Source organism: Cellulosimicrobium sp. 22598 (assembly GCF_052044445.1).
Taxonomy (GTDB): domain Bacteria; phylum Actinomycetota; class Actinomycetes; order Actinomycetales; family Cellulomonadaceae; genus Cellulosimicrobium; species Cellulosimicrobium cellulans_G.
In genome coordinates, this window is the sequence record NZ_JBQEMZ010000001.1 from 173,391 (window position 1) to 193,924 (window position 20,534).

General features: G+C 73.1%; 16 protein-coding genes. 11 read left to right on the top strand and 5 right to left on the bottom strand.

Annotation, left to right across the window (positions count from 1 at the left end):
- Window positions 1-6: 6 nt before the first annotated feature.
- Window positions 7-1,938, bottom strand: coding sequence for an ABC transporter ATP-binding protein (locus ACTJIY_RS00745; RefSeq protein WP_440673118.1), 1,932 nt, complete (start codon window positions 1,936-1,938; stop codon window positions 7-9).
- A 162-nt stretch (window positions 1,939-2,100) separates the two neighbouring features.
- Between ACTJIY_RS00745 and ACTJIY_RS00750 the strand changes: the two genes are divergently transcribed.
- The 3 genes from ACTJIY_RS00750 to ACTJIY_RS00760 all read left to right on the top strand — a co-directional run bounded on the left by ACTJIY_RS00750 (window position 2,101) and on the right by ACTJIY_RS00760 (window position 3,961).
- A complete protein-coding gene (locus ACTJIY_RS00750) occupies window positions 2,101-2,643 on the top strand; it encodes a MarR family winged helix-turn-helix transcriptional regulator (RefSeq protein WP_440673117.1) in 543 nt (180 codons plus the stop codon).
- A 62-nt stretch (window positions 2,644-2,705) separates the two neighbouring features.
- Window positions 2,706-3,347: a dephospho-CoA kinase gene (gene coaE, locus ACTJIY_RS00755; RefSeq protein WP_253049686.1), complete on the top strand. Its 642-nt coding sequence runs from the start codon at window positions 2,706-2,708 to the stop codon at window positions 3,345-3,347.
- Entirely contained in the window at window positions 3,344-3,961 is a 618-nt protein-coding gene (locus tag ACTJIY_RS00760; RefSeq protein ID WP_253049684.1) for a pyroglutamyl-peptidase I, read from the top strand. Before coaE ends, ACTJIY_RS00760 begins: the two co-directional genes overlap by 4 nt.
- A gap of 74 nt (window positions 3,962-4,035) precedes the next feature.
- Here ACTJIY_RS00760 and ACTJIY_RS00765 read toward each other — a convergent pair whose 3' ends face one another.
- Window positions 4,036-5,397 (bottom strand): choice-of-anchor A family protein, encoded by a 1,362-nt coding sequence (locus tag ACTJIY_RS00765; RefSeq protein WP_440673116.1) that lies wholly within the window; start codon window positions 5,395-5,397, stop codon window positions 4,036-4,038.
- 247 nt (window positions 5,398-5,644) lie between these two features.
- Between ACTJIY_RS00765 and uvrB the strand changes: the two genes are divergently transcribed.
- The 4 genes from uvrB to ACTJIY_RS00785 all read left to right on the top strand — a co-directional run bounded on the left by uvrB (window position 5,645) and on the right by ACTJIY_RS00785 (window position 11,330).
- Window positions 5,645-7,753 (top strand): excinuclease ABC subunit UvrB, encoded by a 2,109-nt coding sequence (gene uvrB, locus ACTJIY_RS00770; protein WP_253049680.1) that lies wholly within the window; start codon window positions 5,645-5,647, stop codon window positions 7,751-7,753.
- Window positions 7,754-8,067: 314 nt separating this feature from the next.
- Window positions 8,068-9,072, top strand: coding sequence for a TerC family protein (locus tag ACTJIY_RS00775; protein ID WP_253049678.1), 1,005 nt, complete (start codon window positions 8,068-8,070; stop codon window positions 9,070-9,072).
- Window positions 9,072-10,199: a TerC family protein gene (locus ACTJIY_RS00780; RefSeq protein ID WP_439158907.1), complete on the top strand. Its 1,128-nt coding sequence runs from the start codon at window positions 9,072-9,074 to the stop codon at window positions 10,197-10,199. The genes ACTJIY_RS00775 and ACTJIY_RS00780 overlap by 1 nt, the downstream gene beginning before the upstream one ends.
- Window positions 10,200-10,202: 3 nt before the next feature.
- On the top strand, window positions 10,203-11,330 hold the full coding sequence (locus ACTJIY_RS00785; RefSeq protein WP_440673115.1) for a protein kinase family protein: 1,128 nt from the start codon (window positions 10,203-10,205) through the stop codon (window positions 11,328-11,330).
- 62 nt (window positions 11,331-11,392) lie between these two features.
- On the opposite strand, the gene ACTJIY_RS00790 is transcribed toward ACTJIY_RS00785, so the two are convergent.
- Complete coding sequence (locus tag ACTJIY_RS00790) at window positions 11,393-11,692, bottom strand: YciI family protein (protein WP_053370964.1); 300 nt, start codon at window positions 11,690-11,692, stop codon at window positions 11,393-11,395.
- Between the two features lie 93 nt (window positions 11,693-11,785).
- Window positions 11,786-12,493, bottom strand: coding sequence for an MBL fold metallo-hydrolase (locus ACTJIY_RS00795; RefSeq protein ID WP_440673114.1), 708 nt, complete (start codon window positions 12,491-12,493; stop codon window positions 11,786-11,788).
- A gap of 120 nt (window positions 12,494-12,613) precedes the next feature.
- Here ACTJIY_RS00795 and uvrA point away from each other — a divergent pair, with 120 nt between their 5' ends.
- Complete coding sequence (gene uvrA / locus ACTJIY_RS00800; RefSeq protein WP_440673113.1) at window positions 12,614-15,598, top strand: excinuclease ABC subunit UvrA; 2,985 nt, start codon at window positions 12,614-12,616, stop codon at window positions 15,596-15,598.
- 102 nt (window positions 15,599-15,700) lie between these two features.
- Here the strand turns inward: uvrA and ACTJIY_RS00805 are convergent, their stop codons facing one another.
- A complete protein-coding gene (locus tag ACTJIY_RS00805) occupies window positions 15,701-16,186 on the bottom strand; it encodes an OsmC family protein (protein WP_253049668.1) in 486 nt (161 codons plus the stop codon).
- A 115-nt stretch (window positions 16,187-16,301) separates the two neighbouring features.
- On the opposite strand from ACTJIY_RS00805, the gene uvrC reads away from it, so the two are divergent.
- Genes uvrC through ACTJIY_RS00820 form a run of 3 tightly spaced genes read left to right on the top strand, consistent with a single transcriptional unit; the run spans window position 16,302 to window position 20,479 of the window.
- Window positions 16,302-18,503, top strand: a complete 2,202-nt coding sequence (uvrC, locus tag ACTJIY_RS00810) for an excinuclease ABC subunit UvrC (protein WP_440673112.1) — start codon at window positions 16,302-16,304, stop codon at window positions 18,501-18,503.
- Between the two features lie 20 nt (window positions 18,504-18,523).
- On the top strand, window positions 18,524-19,510 hold the full coding sequence (rapZ, locus tag ACTJIY_RS00815; RefSeq protein ID WP_253049664.1) for an RNase adapter RapZ: 987 nt from the start codon (window positions 18,524-18,526) through the stop codon (window positions 19,508-19,510).
- Between the two features lie 3 nt (window positions 19,511-19,513).
- Window positions 19,514-20,479 carry a gluconeogenesis factor YvcK family protein gene (locus tag ACTJIY_RS00820; protein WP_440673111.1) on the top strand — a complete coding sequence of 322 codons (966 nt, stop codon included), beginning with the start codon at window positions 19,514-19,516 and terminating at the stop codon, window positions 20,477-20,479.
- Window positions 20,480-20,534: the final 55 nt, after the last annotated feature.

The window sequence follows — 20,534 nt, forward strand, 5'->3', positions numbered from 1 at the left end:
GGCTGTTCAGGCCGTGGCGGTGGCCGGCTCGGGGGACGACGGCGCGGGTGAGTCGGCGAACTGCGTCCGGTAGAGCGCGGCGTAGCGGCCGCCGCGCGCGAGGAGCTCGGTGTGCGTGCCCGTCTCGACGACGCGGCCGGCGTCGAGGACGACGATGAGGTCGGCCTCCCGGACGGTCGAGAGCCGGTGCGCGATGACGAGCGACGTGCGCCCGCGCAGCGCCTCGGCGAGGGCCGCCTGGACCGCGGCCTCGGAGTCCGAGTCGAGGTGCGCCGTCGCCTCGTCGAGGACGACGAGCTGCGGGGCCTTGAGGAACACCCGGGCGATCGCGAGGCGCTGCCGCTCGCCGCCGGACATCCGGTAGCCGCGGTCGCCGACGACGGTGTCCATGCCGGACGGCAGGGCGGCGACGACGTCCCACACGTGCGCGCGGCGCAGCGCGGACTCGAGCTCGGCGTCCGTCGCGTCCGGCTTGGCGTACCGGAGGTTCTCGGCGATCGAGTCGTGGAAGAGATGCGCCTCCTGCGTGACCACGCCGACGGCGTCGTGCAGGCTCTCCTGCGTGACGTCGCGCAGGTCGCGCCCGGCGATCCGCACGTGCCCGGAGGTCGGGTCGTACATGCGCGTGACGAGCTGCGACACGGTCGTCTTGCCCGCGCCGGACGAGCCGACGAGAGCGACCATCGCCCCCGCGGGGACCGCGAAGGTGACGTCGCGCAGGGTGTCGGTCGTGGGGTCGGTCCCCTCGACGGCGACGGACTCGAGCGAGGCGAGGGAGACCTCCGACGCGCTGGGGTAGCGGAACGTCACGCCGTCGAGCTCGAGGCTCGCCCCGTGCCGCTCGACGTCGTCGGCGAGGTCGTCGGCATCGGGTGCGTCGGTGACGGTGGGCTCGAGGTCGAGCACCTCGAGCACGCGCTCGAAGCTCACGAGCGCGGTCATGACGTCGACCTGGACGTTGGACATCGCGGTGAGCGGGCCGTAGAGGCGCCCGAGGTAGGCGGTGAGCGCGACGACGGTGCCGACCGTCAGCGTGCCCGAGATCGCCATGACGCCGCCGAGCCCGTAGACGATGGCGACGGCGACCGACGCGACGACGGTGAGGCCGACGCGGAAGACCGTGCCGTACATGGCCTGCTTCACGCCGATGTCACGGACGCGGCCGGCCTGGGCGGCGAACCGGGACGACTCGCGGGCCGGGTCGCCGAAGACCTTGACGAGGTGGGCGCCCGCGACGTTGAACCGCTCGTTCATGGTCTGCGCGGCCTCGGCGTTGAGCTCGTAGCTCTCGCGCGTGATCGCGGCGAGGCGCTTGCCGACCCAGCGGGCCGGGAGCACGAACGCGGGCAGCAGGGTCAGGGCGAGGAGCGTGAGCTGCCAGGACATGGAGAGCATCGCGGCGAGGACGAACACGACGGTGAGGAGGTTCGAGAAGACGTTCGAGAGCGTCGACGTGAACGCCTGCTGCGCGCCGAGGACGTCGCCGTTGAGGCGCTGGACGAGCGCACCGGTCCGGGTGCGGCTGAAGAAGGCGAGCGGCATGCGCTGCACGTGGTCGAAGACGGCCGTGCGCAGGTCGACGATGAGGCCCTCGCCGATGCGTGAGGAGAACCAGCGCTGGGCGACCCCGAGCGCGCCCGAGAGCACCGCCAGCCCGGCGGCGACGAGCGAGAGCGCGACGACGACGCCGACGTCGCCTGCCGTGATGCCGTCGTCGATGATGCGCTGGAACAGCAGCGGCGTGGCCGCGCCCGCCGCGGCGTCGACCGAGATGAGCACGAGGAACGCCGCGAGCTGGCGCCGGTAGGGCCGGGCGAACGTGAGGACGCGTCGGATCGTGCCGCGGTGCAGCCGACGGGACGCGACGGAGGAGTCCTGGCGGAACGAGCGCATGCCGCGCCCGCCGCCGGAGCCGGGGAGGGGTGAGGGGAAAGACATGGGGCCTCCTGGGTGGGGGAGGGGCGGCGCGGTCGTCCGCGGCGGCATGGTCGTCCGCGGCGGCGGGCGCGGTCGTGCGACCGCTCGCGCGACAGCGATAGTGAGTTTAACTCACAATGAGTGTGCTCCACAAGACCCCGTCCGCCGGGTACGCTCGGCCTCGTGACGAGCGATGCGAGCGCGCGCCCCGCACGGGGCGCGGTGGGCGGCCCGACCTCCACGGACGAGGCGGGCGAGTTCCTCTCGCTCCTGCACGCGGCGCTCCGGAGCGTGCGCCGTGAGGCGAGCGAGCGCGCCGAGCCCGCCGGGACGACCCCCGGCCAGTACCGGATGCTGCGCTTCCTCGCCCGCTGCGACGAGCCCTGTCGGCTCGGCGCGGTCGCGTCCGCGCTGGACGTCGCGCCCCGGTCGGTGACGTCCAAGGTGGACGACGCCGAACGGGCCGGGCTCGTCCGGCGCACCCCCGACCCGCACGACCGGAGGGCGACGCTCGTCGCGCTCACCCCGCGGGGGCGGGAGGTCGTCGCGCAGGTGGGAGCGGAGCGGTCGTCGAGCGCCGGGACGCTCCTCGCGCGCCTCGACGCCGCCGAGCGCGCCGAGCTCCTGCGGCTCCTGCGCGCCGTCGCGGGCGAGCGACCGGACGGTGCGCACGTCGGCGACCGACCGGAGGTCGGCTCGGGCGAGCAGTCGGGCGCGCACGGCTGAGCCGCTCCGCGTGGTCGACCGTCCCGGCGCGAGGACGCCCACCGGCTGGCAGGATGGGGCGCATGTTTCGCATCGGCCTGACCGGAGGAATCGCGGCGGGGAAGTCCGTCGCGCTCGCACGCTTCGCCGAGCTCGGCGCCGTCGTCGTGGACTACGACGCGCTCTCGCGCGACGCGGTGGCGCCCGGGACGGTCGGCCTCGACGAGGTCGTCGAGGCGTTCGGGCCGGACGTCCTGGACGACGACGGCGCGCTCGACCGGGCCGCGCTCGGTCGGGTCGTGTTCGGCGACGCCGCCGCGCGCGAGCGTCTCAACGCGATCGTCCACCCGGAGGTGCGTCGGCTCGCGGCCGAGCGCGAGGCGGCCGCCGGCGCGGCCGACCCCCGGGCCGTCGTCGTGCACGACATCCCGCTCCTCGTCGAGACGGGTGACCCCGCCCGGTTCCACTGCGTCGTGGTCGTGCACACGCCCGTGGACGTGCGGGTGAGCCGGCTCGTCGAGGGACGCGGGCTGACCGAGGACGAGGCCCTCGCCCGCGTCGCCGCCCAGGCCGACGACGCGTCGCGCCTCGCCGCGGCGGACGTGACCCTCGACGGGTCCGGCTCCCCGGAGGCGCTGCGCGTGCAGGTCGACGAGCTGTGGGCACGCGTGCGCGCGGAGGTCGACGCCGAGGTCCAGGCCGAGATCGAGGAGCACGAGGCGTGACGGTCGTCGTCAGCGGGTTCGAGCCGTTCGACGGTGCCCTCGAGAACCCGTCGTGGGAGACCGCGGCGCGGCTCGCCGAGCGCGGGGAGGCGCTCGTCGGCGACCGGGTCGTCGCCGTCCGGCTGCCGGTGACGTTCGCCGGAGCGTGGCCGGTGCTCGACGCCGCGATCCGCGAGCACGACCCCGAGGTCGTCGTGGCGCTCGGCCTGGCGGGAGGTGCGTCGGGCGTGCGCCTCGAACGGGTCGCGGTCAACGTGCGCGACGCCCGGATCCCCGACAACGCGGGCGCGCAGCCCGTCGACCTGCCCGTCGCCGAGGGCGGGCCGGTCGGGTACTGGTCGACGCTCCCGCTCAAGGCGTCGCTCGCGGCGATCCGCGCGACGGGTGTTCCGGTGGCGGTGTCGAGCACCGCGGGGACCTATGTGTGCAACGACGTCTTCTACGCCCTCATGCATCACTGGGGTGCCGGGCCGGGTCGGCGCGCCGGCTTCGTCCACGTCCCCGGGGCCGACGTCGTCCCGATCGCGGACCAGGTCGCGGCCGTGGCCGCCGTCGTGCGGCACGCGCTCCTCGGTAGTCCCGAGCCGGCCCTCGCGGCCGGTTCGGAGAGCTGAGCCGAGCGCGGGGACGCCGAGGGCCCGGCAGGTCTCGCCTGCCGGGCCCTCGGTGCGTGCTCGTGGTCGAGGCGTCAGCTCGTCGCGCGCCGACGTGCCACGACGAGGATCGTCGCGCCCCCGGCGAGCAGCAGCGCAGCGACGACGGCCAGCACGACGACCGACGCGCCCGTCGTGGCGAGGCCGCTCTCGGGCGAGTCGTCGCCCTTCTCGGCGGACGCAGGGGTCGCGTCCGGGCTGGCGGCCGGGGTCTCGGCGGCCGGGGTCGCCTCCACCGTGGGCTCGCCCGGCTCCTCCGTGGACGGGGTCTCCTCGGTCGTCGGCGGCGTGGTCACGCCCTCGCCCGGGTTCGGGCCTTCCGGCGACGGCTCGGGCTCGGGCTCCTCGACGAACGGCGTCGACTCGCACGGGCCGGCGAACGGGTAGTTGTGGTGCTCGATCCCGGCGCCACCGGTGTAGGAGACGGCGCCGTTCGACAGGATGCGCCCGTTGGTCGAGGTCGCCAGGGTGAGGGTCGCGTCCGTGCGCGGGACGACGACCGTCCCGGGGAACTGGTCGTTCGTGCCGAGCGTCACCCGGGTCGCGTCCGGGAAGCTCCACAGGAAGTGCGCAGACAGGTGCTGGGCGGTCTGGTAGACGCGCACGCCGCCGTACTCGACGTGCTGCAGCCGCGACACGTCCACGGAGGTGCCGGTGACGGTGAGGAGCACCGGACCGGTCCCGGTGACGTACAGCGTGGTGAGAGTGGATGCCTGGTCGGCCGTGAGCGTGTATCGCGCTCCGGCCTCGACCGTCAGCACCCCGCCCTCGGGCGCGGCGGCGACGGCGCCGTCGGCGGCGTCGGCCGCGATGCCCGTGACGAGCCCGGGGAGCGCGACGTAGGGACGCAGCGCGGCGTCGCGGCCCACGCCCTGCGTGACCGCGCCCGGACGGCCGGGCGCGTTGCGGCTCTCGGTGCTCGGGGTCGCGCCGGTGATCTTCCCGCCGACGACGACGTTGCCACCGCTCGACGCGTGGAAGCCGACCTGGGTGTTCGTCGCGGTCGCGAGGTCGCCGCCGACGACGAGCATGTCGGTCCCGCCGGCCGGGGTGATCGCCGAGCCGCCGCCCCCTGCGGTCCCGACGTTGAGGCTCCCGGCTCCGGAGAGGTCGGCGTCCCCGCCCACGACGACGCGGCCCTCGAGCTCGGTCGCGGTCGTGACGGTGAGCCCGCCGCCCGCCCAGATACCGACGCCCGCGTCCTCCACGGCGGTGAGCTCGTAGACGTCGACCGGTCGCGTGGACGGGTCCGCGGTGCAGACGTCGTCGGCGGTGACCTCCGGCGTGGTGGCCAGCGGCGCGGCGGTCGCCGGCGCGGCGAGGCCGACGGTCGTCAGGGCGAGGGCGGTGAGGGCGAGCAGGGGGATTCCGCGGGGGCGCGCGGGGTGAAGGCGCATGGTGTCGGCTCCAGGTCGAGGGTTCGCTAGCGGCGCTGACTTACTGCCCGCGGACTCCGCCGCCCGTGGTCCGTGCTGTCGTGCTGCTCCACGGGCGTCGGGGAGCGCTGCAGGGTCGAGGCGACCCTAGAGGTTGCGAATGACACCTTCCAAATTACGTCGGGGTGATTTCCTAGAACGACTCCTCCAGTGGTCGCCGACCGTGCACGGAGGGGTCCGTGTGGGTGGGTCGACGTACCGTGGAGGCATGCGTCCCGTGACCGATCTCCAGCGTGCGACCACCCCGTTCGAGGTCATCTCCGAGTACCAGCCGTCGGGCGACCAGCCCACGGCGATCGCTGACCTCGCGCAGCGCATCCGCGCGGGGGAGAAGGACGTCGTGCTCCTCGGCGCCACCGGCACGGGCAAGTCGGCGACGACGGCGTGGCTCATCGAGGAGCTGCAGCGCCCGACGCTGGTCATGGCGCCGAACAAGACGCTCGCCGCGCAGCTCGCGACGGAGTTCCGGGAGCTGCTGCCGCACAACGCGGTCGAGTACTTCGTCTCGTACTACGACTACTACCAGCCCGAGGCGTACATCGCGCAGACGGACACCTACATCGAGAAGGACTCGTCCATCAACGACGAGGTCGAGCGGCTGCGGCACTCCGCCACGAGCTCCCTGCTCACTCGCCGCGACGTCGTCGTGGTCGCCTCCGTGTCGTGCATCTACGGTCTCGGCACGCCGCAGGAGTACGTCGACCGGATGGTCCGGCTCGACGTCGGCATGCAGGTCGAGCGCGACGACCTGCTGCGGCAGTTCGTGACGATGCAGTACACGCGCAACGACATGGCGTTCACGCGCGGGACGTTCCGCGTGCGCGGTGACACGGTCGAGATCATCCCGGTGTACGAGGAGCTCGCGGTCCGCATCGAGTTCTTCGGCGACGAGATCGAGAGCATCCAGACCCTGCACCCGCTCACGGGCGACGTGATCCGGTCCGAGCCGAGCATCCACGTGTTCCCGGCCACGCACTACGTCGCCGGGCCGGAGCGCATGGAGCGCGCGATCTCCTCGATCGAGGCCGAGCTCGCCGAGCGGCTCGACGAGCTCGAGCGGCAGAACAAGCTGCTCGAGGCACAGCGGCTGCGCATGCGTACCACCTACGACATCGAGATGATGCGCCAGATCGGCACCGCGTCCGGGATCGAGAACTACTCGCGGCACATCGACGGCCGCGAGGCAGGCTCGGCGCCGAACACGCTGCTCGACTACTTCCCGGAGGACTTCCTCCTCGTCATCGACGAGTCGCACGTGACCGTGCCGCAGATCGGCGCCATGTTCGAGGGCGACATGTCGCGCAAGCGCAGCCTCGTCGACCACGGGTTCCGGCTGCCGAGCGCGATGGACAACCGGCCGCTGCGCTGGGAGGAGTTCGTCGAGCGCATCGGCCAGACCGTGTACCTGTCGGCGACGCCCGGCGACTACGAGCTCTCGATGGCCGACGGCGTCGTCGAGCAGATCATCCGGCCGACCGGCCTGGTCGACCCGGAGGTGCTCGTCAAGCCCACCACGGGGCAGATCGACGACCTGCTGCACGAGATCCGCGAGCGGGTCGAGCGGAACGAGCGCGTCCTCGTCACGACGCTCACCAAGAAGATGGCGGAAGACCTCACGGACTACCTGCTCGAGAAGGACGTGCGGGTCCGGTACCTGCACTCGGAGGTCGACACGCTGCGGCGCGTGGAGCTCCTGCGCGAGCTGCGCCTCGGCGAGTACGACGTCCTCGTCGGCATCAACCTGCTGCGCGAGGGCCTCGACCTGCCCGAGGTGTCGCTCGTCGCGATCCTCGACGCCGACAAGGAGGGCTTCCTGCGGTCGCCCAAGTCCCTCATCCAGACGATCGGCCGCGCGGCCCGCAACGTCTCGGGCCAGGTGCACATGTACGCGGACAAGATCACGCCGGCGATGGCGGCGGCGATCGAGGAGACCGAGCGGCGCCGCGAGCGGCAGATCGCGTACAACACGGAGCACGGGGTCGATCCGACGCCGCTGCGCAAGCGGATCTCCGACGTGACGGACATGCTCGCGCGCGAGGACGTCGACACGGCCGAGCTGCTCGCGGGCGGGTACCGACAGCCGGGCAAGGGCGCGAAGGGCAGGGCGCCGGTGCCGGGAGCGCCCAAGGAGGGCGCGTCGTCGGGCAACCGGCTCGCCGGCGCGGCGGCGAGCGACCTCGCCGAGCTCATCCAGGAGCTCAGCGACCAGATGCACGCGGCCGCGGGCGAGCTGCAGTTCGAGCTCGCCGCCCGGCTGCGCGACGAGATCTCGGGGCTCAAGAAGGAGCTGCGGCAGATGCAGGCCGCGACGGCCTGACGCGGAGGCCCGGACGGTCGTCGGGCGCGCTCTGCCTCCAGCGACCTGCCCGGGACCGAGCGGTCGGCCGGGGCCGAGGAACATCTCGCCCGCTCGTCAGGTTGTCCCGTGCAGAGGGGCGATGGCCTATGCTGGCTCCTCGTTGAAGGGGAGTATTCCTCCGCGGTGATGTCGTCATCACGGCCGGCGCAGTCGTCGGCCCGGTGTCACCGGTCCCACTACCACCAGCCCGCGTCCCGTGCGGGTGCGGGTGGCGGTGCGTGGCGGAAGAGACCTTCGGTACACAGTGCTCCCCACGTACCGGAGGAATCTTCATGGATGTGCCCGTCTGGGTCTGGCTCGTCACCGTCGGCGTGATCCTCGCGATGCTCGCCGTCGACTACGTGGGGCACGTGCGCACGCCCCACGCCCCGAGCCTGCGCGAGGCCACGTGGTGGTCCGCGGGCTACGTCGCCGTCGCGGTGGCCTTCGGCGGCATCGTCTGGGCCGTCTGGGGCTCGACGTACGGCGGCGAGTACTTCGCCGGCTACATCACCGAGAAGAGCCTGTCAGTCGACAACCTCTTCGTGTTCGTCCTCATCATGACGAGCTTCCGCGTCCCGCGGCTCTACCAGCAGAAGGTGCTGCTCATCGGCATCACGATCGCGCTGGTCCTGCGGACGATCTTCATCTTCCTCGGCGCGGCCCTCATCGAGAACTTCAGCTGGGTCTTCTACGTCTTCGGCGCGTTCCTGCTGTACACCGCGTGGACGCAGGTCAAGGCCGGCTCCGGCCACGACGAGGAGTTCCACGAGAACGGCGCGCTGCGGCTGACCCGCCGCCTGTTCCCGACGACGGAGACGTACGTCGAGGACAAGATGACGACGAGGATCGACGGGAAGCGCTACATCACCCCGATGCTCATCGTGATGATTGCGATCGGCAGCGCGGACCTGCTCTTCGCGGTCGACTCGATCCCCGCGATCTTCGGCCTCACGCAGGAGACCTTCCTCGTGTTCGCCGCCAACGCGTTCTCGCTGCTCGGCCTGCGCCAGCTCTACTTCCTCATCGACGGCCTTCTCGACCGCCTCGTCTACCTCGCGTACGGCCTCGCGGCGATCCTCGGCTTCATCGGCGTCAAGCTGCTCATCCACGCGCTGCACAAGAACGAGGTGCCGTTCATCAACGGCGGTGAGCACATCACCGCCGTCCCGGAGATCTCGACGGCGCTGTCGCTCGGGTTCATCGTCGTCGTGCTCACGATCACCACGGTCGCGAGCCTCGCCAAGGACCGCGCCGACCGTCGGCGCTCCGTCGAGAGCTCGGAGGGCTCACGCTGATGGTTCACGAGCTTCCCGTCTGGTTCGAGTGGGCGTCGCTCTCGGCGCTCGCGGTGCTGCTCCTCGTCGACCTGTTCGTCGTGGGGCGCCGCCCGCACGTCCCCTCGATGCGCGAGAGCGCGCTGTGGGTCGGCTTCTACGTCGCGCTCGCCCTCGTCTTCGGGGCGATCGTGGGCGCGGTCGGCGGGGCGGCACCGGCCGGGGAGTTCTACGCGGGCTGGCTCACGGAGTACAGCCTCTCCGTGGACAACCTCTTCGTGTTCGTCATCATCATGGCGAGGTTCGCGGTCCCGCGGGACCAGCAGCAGCGCGTGCTGATGGTCGGCATCATCGTCGCGCTCGTCCTGCGCGGGGCGTTCATCCTCGCGGGTGCGGCGATCATCGCCCAGTTCGTGTGGGTGTTCTACCTGTTCGGCGCGTTCCTCATCTACACGGCCGTCAAGCTCGTGGCCGGCGGGGACGAGCCCGAGGAGTACCACGAGAACCGCGCCGTCCGGGCCCTGCGGCGGGTCCTGCCGCTGGGCACGCAGTACGACGGCGGCCGGCTGCGCACGGTCGAGGACGGCAAGCGGGTCTTCACGCCGCTGGTCATCGTGTTCCTCGCGATCGGCAGCACCGACCTGCTCTTCGCGTTCGACTCGATCCCCGCGATCTTCGGGCTCACCCAGGACCCGTTCATCGTCTTCACGACGAACGTCTTCGCGCTGATGGGCCTGCGCCAGCTCTACTTCCTCCTGGGCGGCCTGCTCGAGCGCCTCGTCTACCTGCCGATCGGTCTGGCGGTGATCCTCGGGTTCATCGGCGTGAAGCTGATCCTCGAGGCGCTGCACGAGAACACGCTGCCGTTCATCAACGGCGGGGAGCACCTCGACGCCGTCCCGACGGTCCCGATCTGGCTGTCGCTGGTCGTGATCATCGGCGCGCTCGCCGTCACGACGGTCGCGAGCCTCCTGCGCACGCGGGCGCTGCACGCCCAGGACGACTCCGAGGTGGCCGCGACGCGCGGCGCTGCCGCCGTCGTGGAGGACGCGGTCCAGGAGCCCGAGGGGGAGTCGGTGGACGGGGGCGCGCCGGTCGGCGAGACACCGCCGTGGGGCACGGGCCCGCAGGACGGCACCGGGCGATAGCGCGTGCCCGACGAGCCGCGGAGCGAGACGGTGCCGGCCCGGACCGACGGGTCCCGCGGTGCCCGCCTGGCCCGGCACGCGGCGGTCAGCACGGCGCTGTCGCTGCACAGCGACCGCCGGCTCCGCGAGCTCGTGGACGCCGCCCCGCGGGTCGGTGCGGGCATCGGTGGCGAGACGTCGTCGCTCGACGTCGACGGCATACCGGTGTTCGTCAAGCGGGTGCGCCTGAGCGACCTCGAGCGCCGGGCGGACAACGTCCGCTCCACGGCGAACCTGTTCGACCTCCCCACCTTCTGCCACTACGGGGTCGGCACCATCGGCGCCCCGGGCTTCGGTGCCTGGCGGGAGCTGGCCGTGCACGTCATGACGACGGGCTGGGTGATCGTCGGGGAGCACGAGGGCTTTCCCCTGATGCACCACTGGCGAGTGCTGCCCGACGGGGGCCGGCCCCTGCCCGACGAGCTGGCCGACGTCGAGCGCGCCGTCGAGTACTGGGGCGGCGGCACGGCGGTGCGCCGCCGGATCGAGGCCCTGCGGGACTCCTCGGCGAGCATCGTGCTGTTCCTGGAACACGTCCCGCAGACGCTGCACGACTGGCTCGGCGTCCAGGTCGGGGCCGGCGGCGAGACCGCCGAGCGGGCCTGTGCGCTCGTGGAGGACGGGCTGCGCGACGGGATCGCGTTCATGAGGTCACGTGGCCTGCTGCACTTCGACGCGCACTTCGAGAACGTCCTGACCGACGGCGAGCGGCTCTACTTCGCCGACTTCGGCCTCGCCATCTCCTCGGGTTTCGACCTCTCGCCCGAGGAGGTCGACTTCGTCGCCGCGCACCAGGACTACGACGACTGCTACGGCGTCACGCACCTGGTGAGCTGGCTGGCCGTCGCCCTGTTCGGGTGCGGGCCCGAGGAACGCCGTGCGCTGGTGCGCTCCTGGGCTCAGGGCAGCCCGCCGACCGACGTCCCGGCGGGGGTCGCCGCGACGCTGGTGCGACACGCCCCGGTCGCGGCGGTGGTGGGGGACTTCTACCGCGCGTTCCAGCGGGAGAGCCGTGCGACGCCGTACCCCTGGGAGGCGGTCGACCGGCTCGGTCGCGCCGACCGCGGGCCCGGCCGGGCCGGCGCTCGGTAGACCGACCCCGAAGACGGCTCGCCGTCACGCAGGCGGGATCGCTCCGGGCGGGCCGTGCCTCGTCAGGCGCGGTCGGCCCAGTCGCCGATGACCGGGGCCCACGGGCGCACCGTGCGTTCGGCGACGAGGCCGGCGCGTCCGAACGGGTCCTCGTCGAGGACCGCGGCGACGGCGTCGGGCGTCTCTCCGTCGAGGACGAGCAGCGCCCCGGCGGGAGCACCCTCGTGCGCGGGCAGCGGGCCGGACGCCAGGAGCGTGCCCCGGGCGTAGAGGTCGCCCAGGAAGGCGCGGTGCTCCGGACGCAGGGCGTCGAGCTCGGGGGCGCGGTCGGCGTAGACGTAGGTGACGGCGTGGATCGGCATGCCGTGAGTGAACCAGACCCGCCCGACGGCGCGCGGTCGGGGTCCGCGCCTCGGTCGTCACCGCGGTGGCGACCCGGGCTGGTCAGCCCTCCGCTACCAGCCGCGCTCGCGCCACTCGTCGAGGTGCGGTCGCTCGGCGCCGAGGGTCGTGTCTGCGCCGTGGCCGGGGTAGACCCACGTCGCGTCGTCGTACCGGTCGAAGACGCGCTCCGTGACGTCCGCGAGGAGCCGCTCGAAGCGCGCGGGGTCGTGCCCCGTGCTCCCGACCCCGCCCGGGAACAGCGAGTCGCCCGTGAACAGGTGCACCCGGCCCGCGACGGCCTCCGGCGCGCGCACCTCGGCGGGCTCGCGATAGGCGAGCGCGACCGAACCCGGCATGTGGCCCCGCAGCGCGACGACCTCGAGCACGACGTCCCCGGCGCGGACGAGGTCCCCGTGGCGGAGGCGCCGCACCACGTGCACGTCGGCGGCCTCCGCGACGGCGTCGGCGTCGGGACCACCGACGGCCGTCGTCGCCCCCGTGACGGCGACGATCGACGCGAGGGCGCGCAGGTGGTCCGGGTGGCGGTGCGTCGTGACGACGACGTCGAGGCGCGCGGTCGGCGACCCCTCGCGGACGAGCGCGAGGACGTCGTCGGGCGCGTCGGCCGCGTCGATCAGGACCTGGGCGCCCGTGCGCCGGCACGTGAGGAGGTAGACGTCGTTCGCGAGCGGCCCGACGGCGAGCTTGCGGATCTCGATCTCGTCGAGACGGCGCACGTCGGCGGGCCCGCCCACCACGACCTGTCCCGTGTACGTCATGCGGTCAGTCTGCCTCGCCCGCCGGGCGCGGGCGGGACACGGCGAGCGTTCGTCGGAGGACGCGCGAAGGTGACGTCGAACACCTGTGCGAATGTGGGTGGTCGGTCGTACGATGCTGCGGTGAGCAATCGCCTCGTCATCTCCGGTGCCCGCGAGCACAACCTCCGCAACGTCGACCTCGACCTCCCGCGGGACAAGCTCATCGTCTTCACGGGGCTCTCCGGCTCGGGCAAGTCCTCGCTCGCGTTCGACACCATCTTCGCGGAGGGGCAGCGCCGCTACGTCGAGTCGCTGTCCGCGTACGCGCGCCAGTTCCTCGGGCAGATGGACAAGCCCGACGTCGACTTCATCGAGGGCCTGTCGCCCGCGGTGTCGATCGACCAGAAGTCCACGAACCGCAACCCGCGCTCGACCGTCGGCACGATCACCGAGGTCTACGACTACCTCCGCCTGCTCTTCTCGCGCGCCGGGACGCAGCACTGCCCCGTGTGCGGCGAGCGCGTGACCGCGCAGACCCCGCAGCAGATCGTGGACCGGCTCCTCGAGCTGCCGGAGGGCACGCGGTACCAGGTGCTCGCGCCGGTGGTGCGCGGGCGCAAGGGCGAGTACTCCGAGCTCTTCAAGGAGCTCCAGACCAAGGGCTTCGCGCGCGCCCGCGTCGACGGCGAGGTACGCACGCTCACCGACGTCCCGGCGCTCGAGAAGAAGCTCAAGCACGACATCGAGGTCGTCGTCGACCGCCTCGTGGCACGCGAGGGCGTGCAGCGCCGGCTCACCGACTCGGTCGAGACCGCGCTCGGGCTCGCGGGCGGGCTCGTCGTCGTCGAGCTCGTCGACGCCGACGCGGACGACCCGGCGCGCGAGCGCCGCTTCTCCGAGAAGCGCGCGTGCCCCAACGACCACGAGCTCGCGCTGGACGAGATCGAGCCGCGCACGTTCTCCTTCAACGCGCCCTACGGCGCGTGCCCCGAGTGCACGGGCATCGGCTTCCGCCTCGAGGTCGACCCCGACCTCGTGGTGCCGGACGTCGAGAAGTCGCTGAGCGAGGGCGCGGTCGCGCCGTGGGCGCAGATCTCCTCGGAGTACTTCGAGCGGGTGCTCACGGCGCTCGCGGACGACCTCGGGTTCTCCATGGACACGCCGTGGCGGGCGCTGCCCGAGCGCGCGAAGAAGGCGGTCCTGCACGGGCAGAACCACCAGGTCCACGTCCGGTACAAGAACCGCTGGGGCCGCGAGCGGCAGTACTCGACCGGGTTCGAGGGCGTCATCACGTTCCTCGAGCGCCGGCACACCGAGACCGAGTCGGACTGGTCCAAGGAGAAGTACGAGGCCTTCATGCGCGAGGTCCCGTGCCCGGTGTGCCGGGGTGCGCGCCTCAAGCCCGAGGTCCTCGCCGTCAAGGTCGGCGGCAAGTCGATCTGGGACGTGTGCCGTCTCCCGCTGCGCGAGGCCGCGGTGTTCCTCGGCTCGCTCGAGCTCGGCGCGCGCGAGCGCGCCATCGCGACGGAGGTCCTCAAGGAGATCGACGCGCGCCTCGGGTTCCTGCTCGACGTCGGCCTCGACTACCTCTCGCTCGAGCGACCGGCCGCGACGCTCTCCGGCGGCGAGGCGCAGCGCATCCGGCTCGCGACGCAGATCGGCTCGGGCCTGGTCGGCGTCCTCTACGTCCTCGACGAGCCGAGCATCGGCCTGCACCAGCGCGACAACCGCCGGCTCATCGAGACGCTCACGCGCCTGCGCGACCTCGGGAACACGCTCATCGTCGTCGAGCACGACGAGGACACCATCCGCACCGCGGACTGGGTCGTCGACATCGGCCCGGGCGCGGGCGAGCACGGCGGACGCGTCGTGCACTCGGGCGACTACGCGGGTCTGCTGGAGGCGCCGGAGTCGGTCACGGGCGCCTACCTCGCGGGCCGTCGCAGCATCCCGCTCCCGGCCGAGCGTCGCCCGACCGACCCGGGCCGTCAGGTCACGGTCGTGGGCGCGCGCGAGCACAACCTCACGGGCATCGACGTGAGCTTCCCGCTCGGGACGCTCACCGCCGTGACGGGGGTGTCGGGGTCGGGCAAGTCGACGCTCGTGAACTCGATCCTCTACACGGTCCTCGCCAACGAGCTCAACGGCGCGCGTCAGGTCGCGGGCCGGCACACGCGCGTCACGGGCCTGGACCACCTCGACAAGGTCGTGCACGTGGACCAGGGGCCGATCGGGCGCACGCCGCGGTCGAACCCGGCGACGTACACGGGGGTGTGGGACCACGTGCGCAAGCTGTTCGCGGAGACCACCGAGGCCAAGGTGCGCGGGTACACGCCGGGCCGCTTCTCGTTCAACGTCAAGGGCGGCCGCTGCGAGGCGTGCTCGGGCGACGGCACGCTGAAGATCGAGATGAACTTCCTCCCGGACGTCTACGTGCCGTGCGAGGTCTGCCACGGCGCGCGCTACAACCGCGAGACGCTCGAGGTGCACTTCAAGGGCAAGACGGTGGCCGACGTCCTCGACATGCCGATCGAGGAGGCGTCGGAGTTCTTCGCGGCCGTCCCGGCGATCTCGCGGCACCTCAAGACGCTCGTCGAGGTCGGCCTCGGGTACGTCCGCCTCGGGCAGCCCGCCCCGACGCTCTCGGGTGGCGAGGCGCAGCGCGTGAAGCTCGCGAGCGAGCTTCAGAAGCGCTCGACCGGGCGCACGATCTACGTGCTCGACGAGCCGACGACGGGCCTGCACTTCGAGGACATCCGCAAGCTGCTCGGCGTGCTGCAGTCGCTCGTCGACAAGGGCAACAGCGTCCTCGTCATCGAGCACAACCTCGACGTCATCAAGAGCGCCGACTGGGTCGTCGACATGGGCCCGGAGGGTGGTTCGGGGGGCGGCAAGGTCGTGGCGCAGGGCACGCCCGAGCAGGTCGCGCGCGTCGAGGCGAGCCACACCGGCCGCTTCCTCGCGGAGATCCTCGACCAGCACGACCCCGTGCCGGTCGGTGCGCCGACGAAGCCCGGTGCGGCGCCGGCGCCCGCCGCGAAGGGAGCCAAGGGTCGTTCGGCCAAGACCCGCCGGGCGACCGACGAGGGCACGACCCGCCCGCGCCGCAAGGCGTCCGCGGCCTAGCCGAGAGCCGACGCGGTGCGCCGGCGTGCTGCCCTGGCGTGACCCCGCGGCGACGCGTCCTCGACGCGCCGCCGCGGGTGTCGAGGGCCGCGGGCGGGCCGCTCAGGCGGCGGCCCGGCGCGGAGGCGCCGGCTCGACGAGCACGCGGAAGTTCACCGAGCGTGCGATGAAGCAGTGGTCGTGCGCGCGCTGGTGGAGGGCGGCCAGCGACTCCTCGTCGGTCCCCGGGCCGTCATCGACCACGACGCGGGGGTGCAGCGTGACGTCCGTGAACTGCCCCTCGCCTCCGGACTCGACGCGCATCGTGCCGGTGACGTCGTCCACGTACTCCCGCACGACGACGCCCGCCGCCGCGGCGAGGTGGAGGAACCACAGCATGTGGCACTGCGAGAGGCTCACGACGAACAGCTCCTCGGGGCTGTAGCGCGTCGGGTCGCCCCGGAACGCCGGGTCCGCGGACCCGGGCAGCGGCGGCCTCCCCTCGAGCAGGACGTCGTGGTCCCGGCCGTAGGCCGTGTAGGAGGCGGTGCCCCTGTCGCCCGCACCCGTCCAGCGGACCGTCGCGGCGTACCCGTGCTGTGCGCTCATGGCCGCCACCCTAGCGGGCGGTGGTGCAGGTCACACCACGTCTTCGCCGGGCCGCCGCGGCCCGCGCACGTCCCCTGCCACCGCGCCGTCGGTGGCCTGACCTAGGCTGGAGAACATGGCTGATCCCGCGACGTACCGCCCGGCGCCGGGGGAGATCCCCACCTCGCCAGGCGTCTACCGGTTCCGCGACGACCACGGGCGCGTGATCTACGTCGGCAAGGCCAAGAACCTGCGCGCGCGCCTGTCGAACTACTTCCAGGACGTCGCGAACCTGCACCACCGCACCCAGACGATGGTGACGACCGCGGCGTCCGTCGAGTGGACCGTCGTGGGCACCGAGGTCGAGGCTCTCGCGCTCGAGTACTCCTGGATCAAGGAGTTCGACCCGCGGTTCAACGTCAAGTACCGCGACGACAAGTCCTACCCGTACCTCGCGGTGACGATGGGGGAGGAGTTCCCCCGCGCCCAGGTCATGCGCGGCGCGAAGCGACCCGGCACCCGGTACTTCGGCCCCTACGGGCACGCGTGGGCGATCCGCGAGACGCTCGACCTCCTGCTGCGCGTCTTCCCGGTGCGCACCTGCTCGGCGGGCGTGTTCAAGCGAGCCCACCAGACGGGCCGCCCGTGCCTCCTGGGGTACATCGACAAGTGCTCGGCCCCGTGCGTCGGGCGCATCACGCCCGAGGACCACCGGGCGCTCGCCGAGGACTTCTGCGACTTCATGGCGGGTGACACGCAGCGCTTCGTGCGGCGACTCGAGCGCAAGATGAACGAGGCCGCCGCCGCGATGGAGTACGAGGCCGCGGCGCGCCTGCGCGACGACATCGTCGCGCTCCAGCGCGCGACCGAGAAGAACGCGGTGGTGCTCGGCGACGGCACCGACGCGGACGTGTTCGCGCTCGTCGGCGACGAGCTCGAGGCGGCCGTCCAGGTGTTCCACGTGCGCGGCGGGCGGATCCGCGGCCAGCGCGGCTGGATCGTCGAGAAGGTCGAGGACGTGACCGACGCGGAGCTGGTCGAGCACCTGCTCCAGCAGGTCTACGGCGCGGCCGAGGAGGCCGCGGCGGCCGACCCGGGGACCGGCCAGGGCCGGGCCGGCGTGCGCGACGTCGTCCCGCGCGAGGTGCTCGTCCCCGTCCTGCCGCCGGACACCGCGCAGGTCACGACGTGGCTCTCCGGCCTGCGGGGCGCGCGCGTCGACGTGCGCGTGCCGCAGCGTGGCGACAAGAAGGAGCTCGCCGCGACCGTGCGGGCGAACGCGGAGCACGCGCTCGCCCTGCACCGCACGCGCCGCGCGGGCGACCTCACGACGCGCAGCCAGGCGCTGCGCGAGATCCAGGAGGCGCTCGACCTCGACACCGCCCCGCTGCGGATCGAGTGCTACGACGTCTCCCACAACCAGGGCACCTACCAGGTCGCGTCGATGGTCGTGTTCGAGGACGGGCTCGCGCGCAAGAGCGAGTACCGGCACTTCACCGTGCGCGGGCCCGACGGCGACGGGGCCGCGGACGACACCGCGGCGATGTACGAGGTCATCACGCGCCGGTTCAAGCGCTACCTGTCCGACCGCTCGCGCTCGGGCGAGGTCGAGCTGGACCTCGAGGCCGACGACGTCGCGACCGGGTCCGACGCCGCGGGCCGCCGCGCGGAGCGGGCCGCGGAGGCCGCGGGGTACGTGCCGCGCAGCGGCGAGGTCGACGCCGACGCCCCCGTGGACCGGCGGGCCCGGTTCGCCTACCCGCCGAACCTCGTCGTGGTCGACGGCGGCCCGCCGCAGGTGGCGGCCGCCGCGCGGGCGCTGGCCGACCTCGGGATCGACGACGTCGCGCTCTGCGGCCTTGCCAAGCGGCTCGAGGAGGTGTGGGTCCCGGGGGACGACTACCCCGTGATCCTCCAGCGCTCGTCGGAGGGCCTCTACCTGCTGCAGCGCGTGCGTGACGAGGCGCACCGGTTCGCCATCGCCCAGCACCGGAGGCAGCGCAGCAAGGGCATGACGGCGTCCGCGCTCGACGACGTCCCCGGCCTCGGGCCGGCGCGGCGCACCGCGCTCCTCAAGCACTTCGGCTCGCTCAAGCGCCTCCGGGCGGCGAGCGTCGAGGAGATCGCGACGGTGCGGGGCATGGGCGAGCGCACGGCGCGTGCCGTCGTCGCCGCCCTGGGCGGAGCCGCCGAGCCGTCCCCGGGCGCGGCCCCGGCGGAGCGGGCGCCCGCCGAGGGCGACGTGCGCCCGGACCCCGTGCAGGACGGCGTGGAGGACGGTGTGGAGGACGGCGCGCGGGACACTCCGGTGGGCGACGGGGCCGCGGCCCGGGCGTGAGCGGCTGGCATGCTGGTGCCATGACCTCGGAGCCGACCCCGGACCTCAGCCCGCAGGGGCCGCCCGCCCGCGTGCCGGAGCCCTCGCCGACCACCGTCCCGAGCGGGATCCCCGCGATCGAGGCGGCGACCCACCCCCCGGAGGCGCGCGAGGCCGAGGTGCTGATCATCACCGGCATGTCGGGCGCGGGCCGCACACGGGCGGCCGCCGTGCTCGAGGACCTCGACTGGTACGTCGTCGACAACCTGCCGCCGCGCATGATCGTCCCGCTCGTGGACCTCATGACCCGGTCGGGCTCGACGCTCGAGCGCATCGCGGCGGTCGTCGACGTGCGCGGGCGCGAGTTCTTCACCGACCTCGTCGAGGTGCTCGACCACCTCCGCCAGAGCGGGGTGTTCTACCGCATCCTGTTCCTCGACGCGTCCGACGAGGTGCTCGTGCGCCGGTACGAGCAGGTCCGGCGACCGCACCCGCTGCAGGGGGAGGGGCGCATCCTCGACGGCCTCGCCGAGGAGCGACGCCTGCTCGCGAGCCTCGAGGAGCGGTCCGACGTCGTCATCGACACGTCCGAGCTCACCGTGCACGACCTCGCGCGCGAGGTGCGGGCCGCCGTCGCCGACGGCACCCCCGAGACGCTGCGCATCAACGTCGTCTCGTTCGGGTTCAAGTACGGGCTGCCGCTCGACGCGGACCACGTGGTCGACGTGCGGTTCCTCGCGAACCCGTACTGGATCACCGAGCTGCGCCACCTCACCGGGCGCGACGCCCCGGTGCGCGACTACGTGCTCGGGCGTCCCGGCGCGCTCGAGTTCGTCGACCGGTACGTGAGCGCCCTCGAGCCGGTCCTGGCCGGGTACCTGGGCGAGGAGAAGCGCTACGTGACGATCGCCGTCGGCTGCACCGGGGGCAAGCACCGCTCCGTCGCGATCAGCGAGGCGATCGCCGCACGCCTGCGCGCCCAGGGGCAGCGCGTCATCGTGACCGCCCGCGACCTCGGCAAGGAGTGACCGGTGGTCGCCAAGCGCAACCCCGCCGTCGTCGCCCTGGGCGGCGGCCACGGCCTGTCCGCGAGCCTCTCCGCGCTGCGGCTCATGTCCGACCGGCTCACGGCCGTCGTGACGGTAGCCGACGACGGCGGGTCGTCCGGGCGTCTGCGCTCCGAGCTCGGCGTCCTGCCCCCGGGGGACCTGCGCATGGCGCTCGCGGCCCTGTGCGACGACTCGGAGTGGGGCCGCACGTGGAGCGCGCTCCTGCAGCACCGGTTCACGTCCGAGGGCGACCTCGACAACCATGCCGTGGGAAACCTGCTCATCGTCGCGCTGTGGGAGCTCCTCGACGACCCGGTCGCCGGGCTCGACTGGGTGGGCAAGCTGCTCGGCGCTCGCGGGCGCGTGCTGCCCATGGCGGCGGTGCCCCTCGGGATCGAGGCCGACGTGCGGACCGGCGACCGGCTCGAGACCGTCGTCGGGCAGAGCCACGTCGCCGTCACCCACGGCCGCATCGAGCAGCTCCGGCTCGTGCCCGCGGACCCGCCCGCGTGCACCGAGGCGGTCCAGGCCGTCGAGGAGGCGGACTGGGTCGTGCTCGGGCCGGGGTCGTGGTTCTCGTCGGTGATGCCGCACCTGCTCGTGCCCGACCTCGCGCGCGCCCTGCACGAGACCAGCGCGCGACGCTGCGTCACCCTCAACCTGTCGAGCGAGACGGGGGAGACGTACGGGCTCTCCGCCACCGACCACCTCGAGGCCCTGCACAAGCACGCACCCGGTCTCTGGATCGATGCCGTCGTCGCGGACCCGTCCGCCGTCGAGGACACCGAGCAGCTCGCGGAGGCCGCGGCGCGCATGGGCGCCCGGCTCCTCCTGCGGCAGGTGCGGCGCGGGGACGGCACGGCGCGCCACGACGCGCTGCGCCTGGCGGCGGCCTACCGGGACGTGTTCGACGACTTCCTCGGTGACGTCGGCTCGCCCGCCCGCTGATCCGCGCACCGGGGCACCGGACGGCTCTCAGGGCGTCCGGCCCGCCGCCGCGACG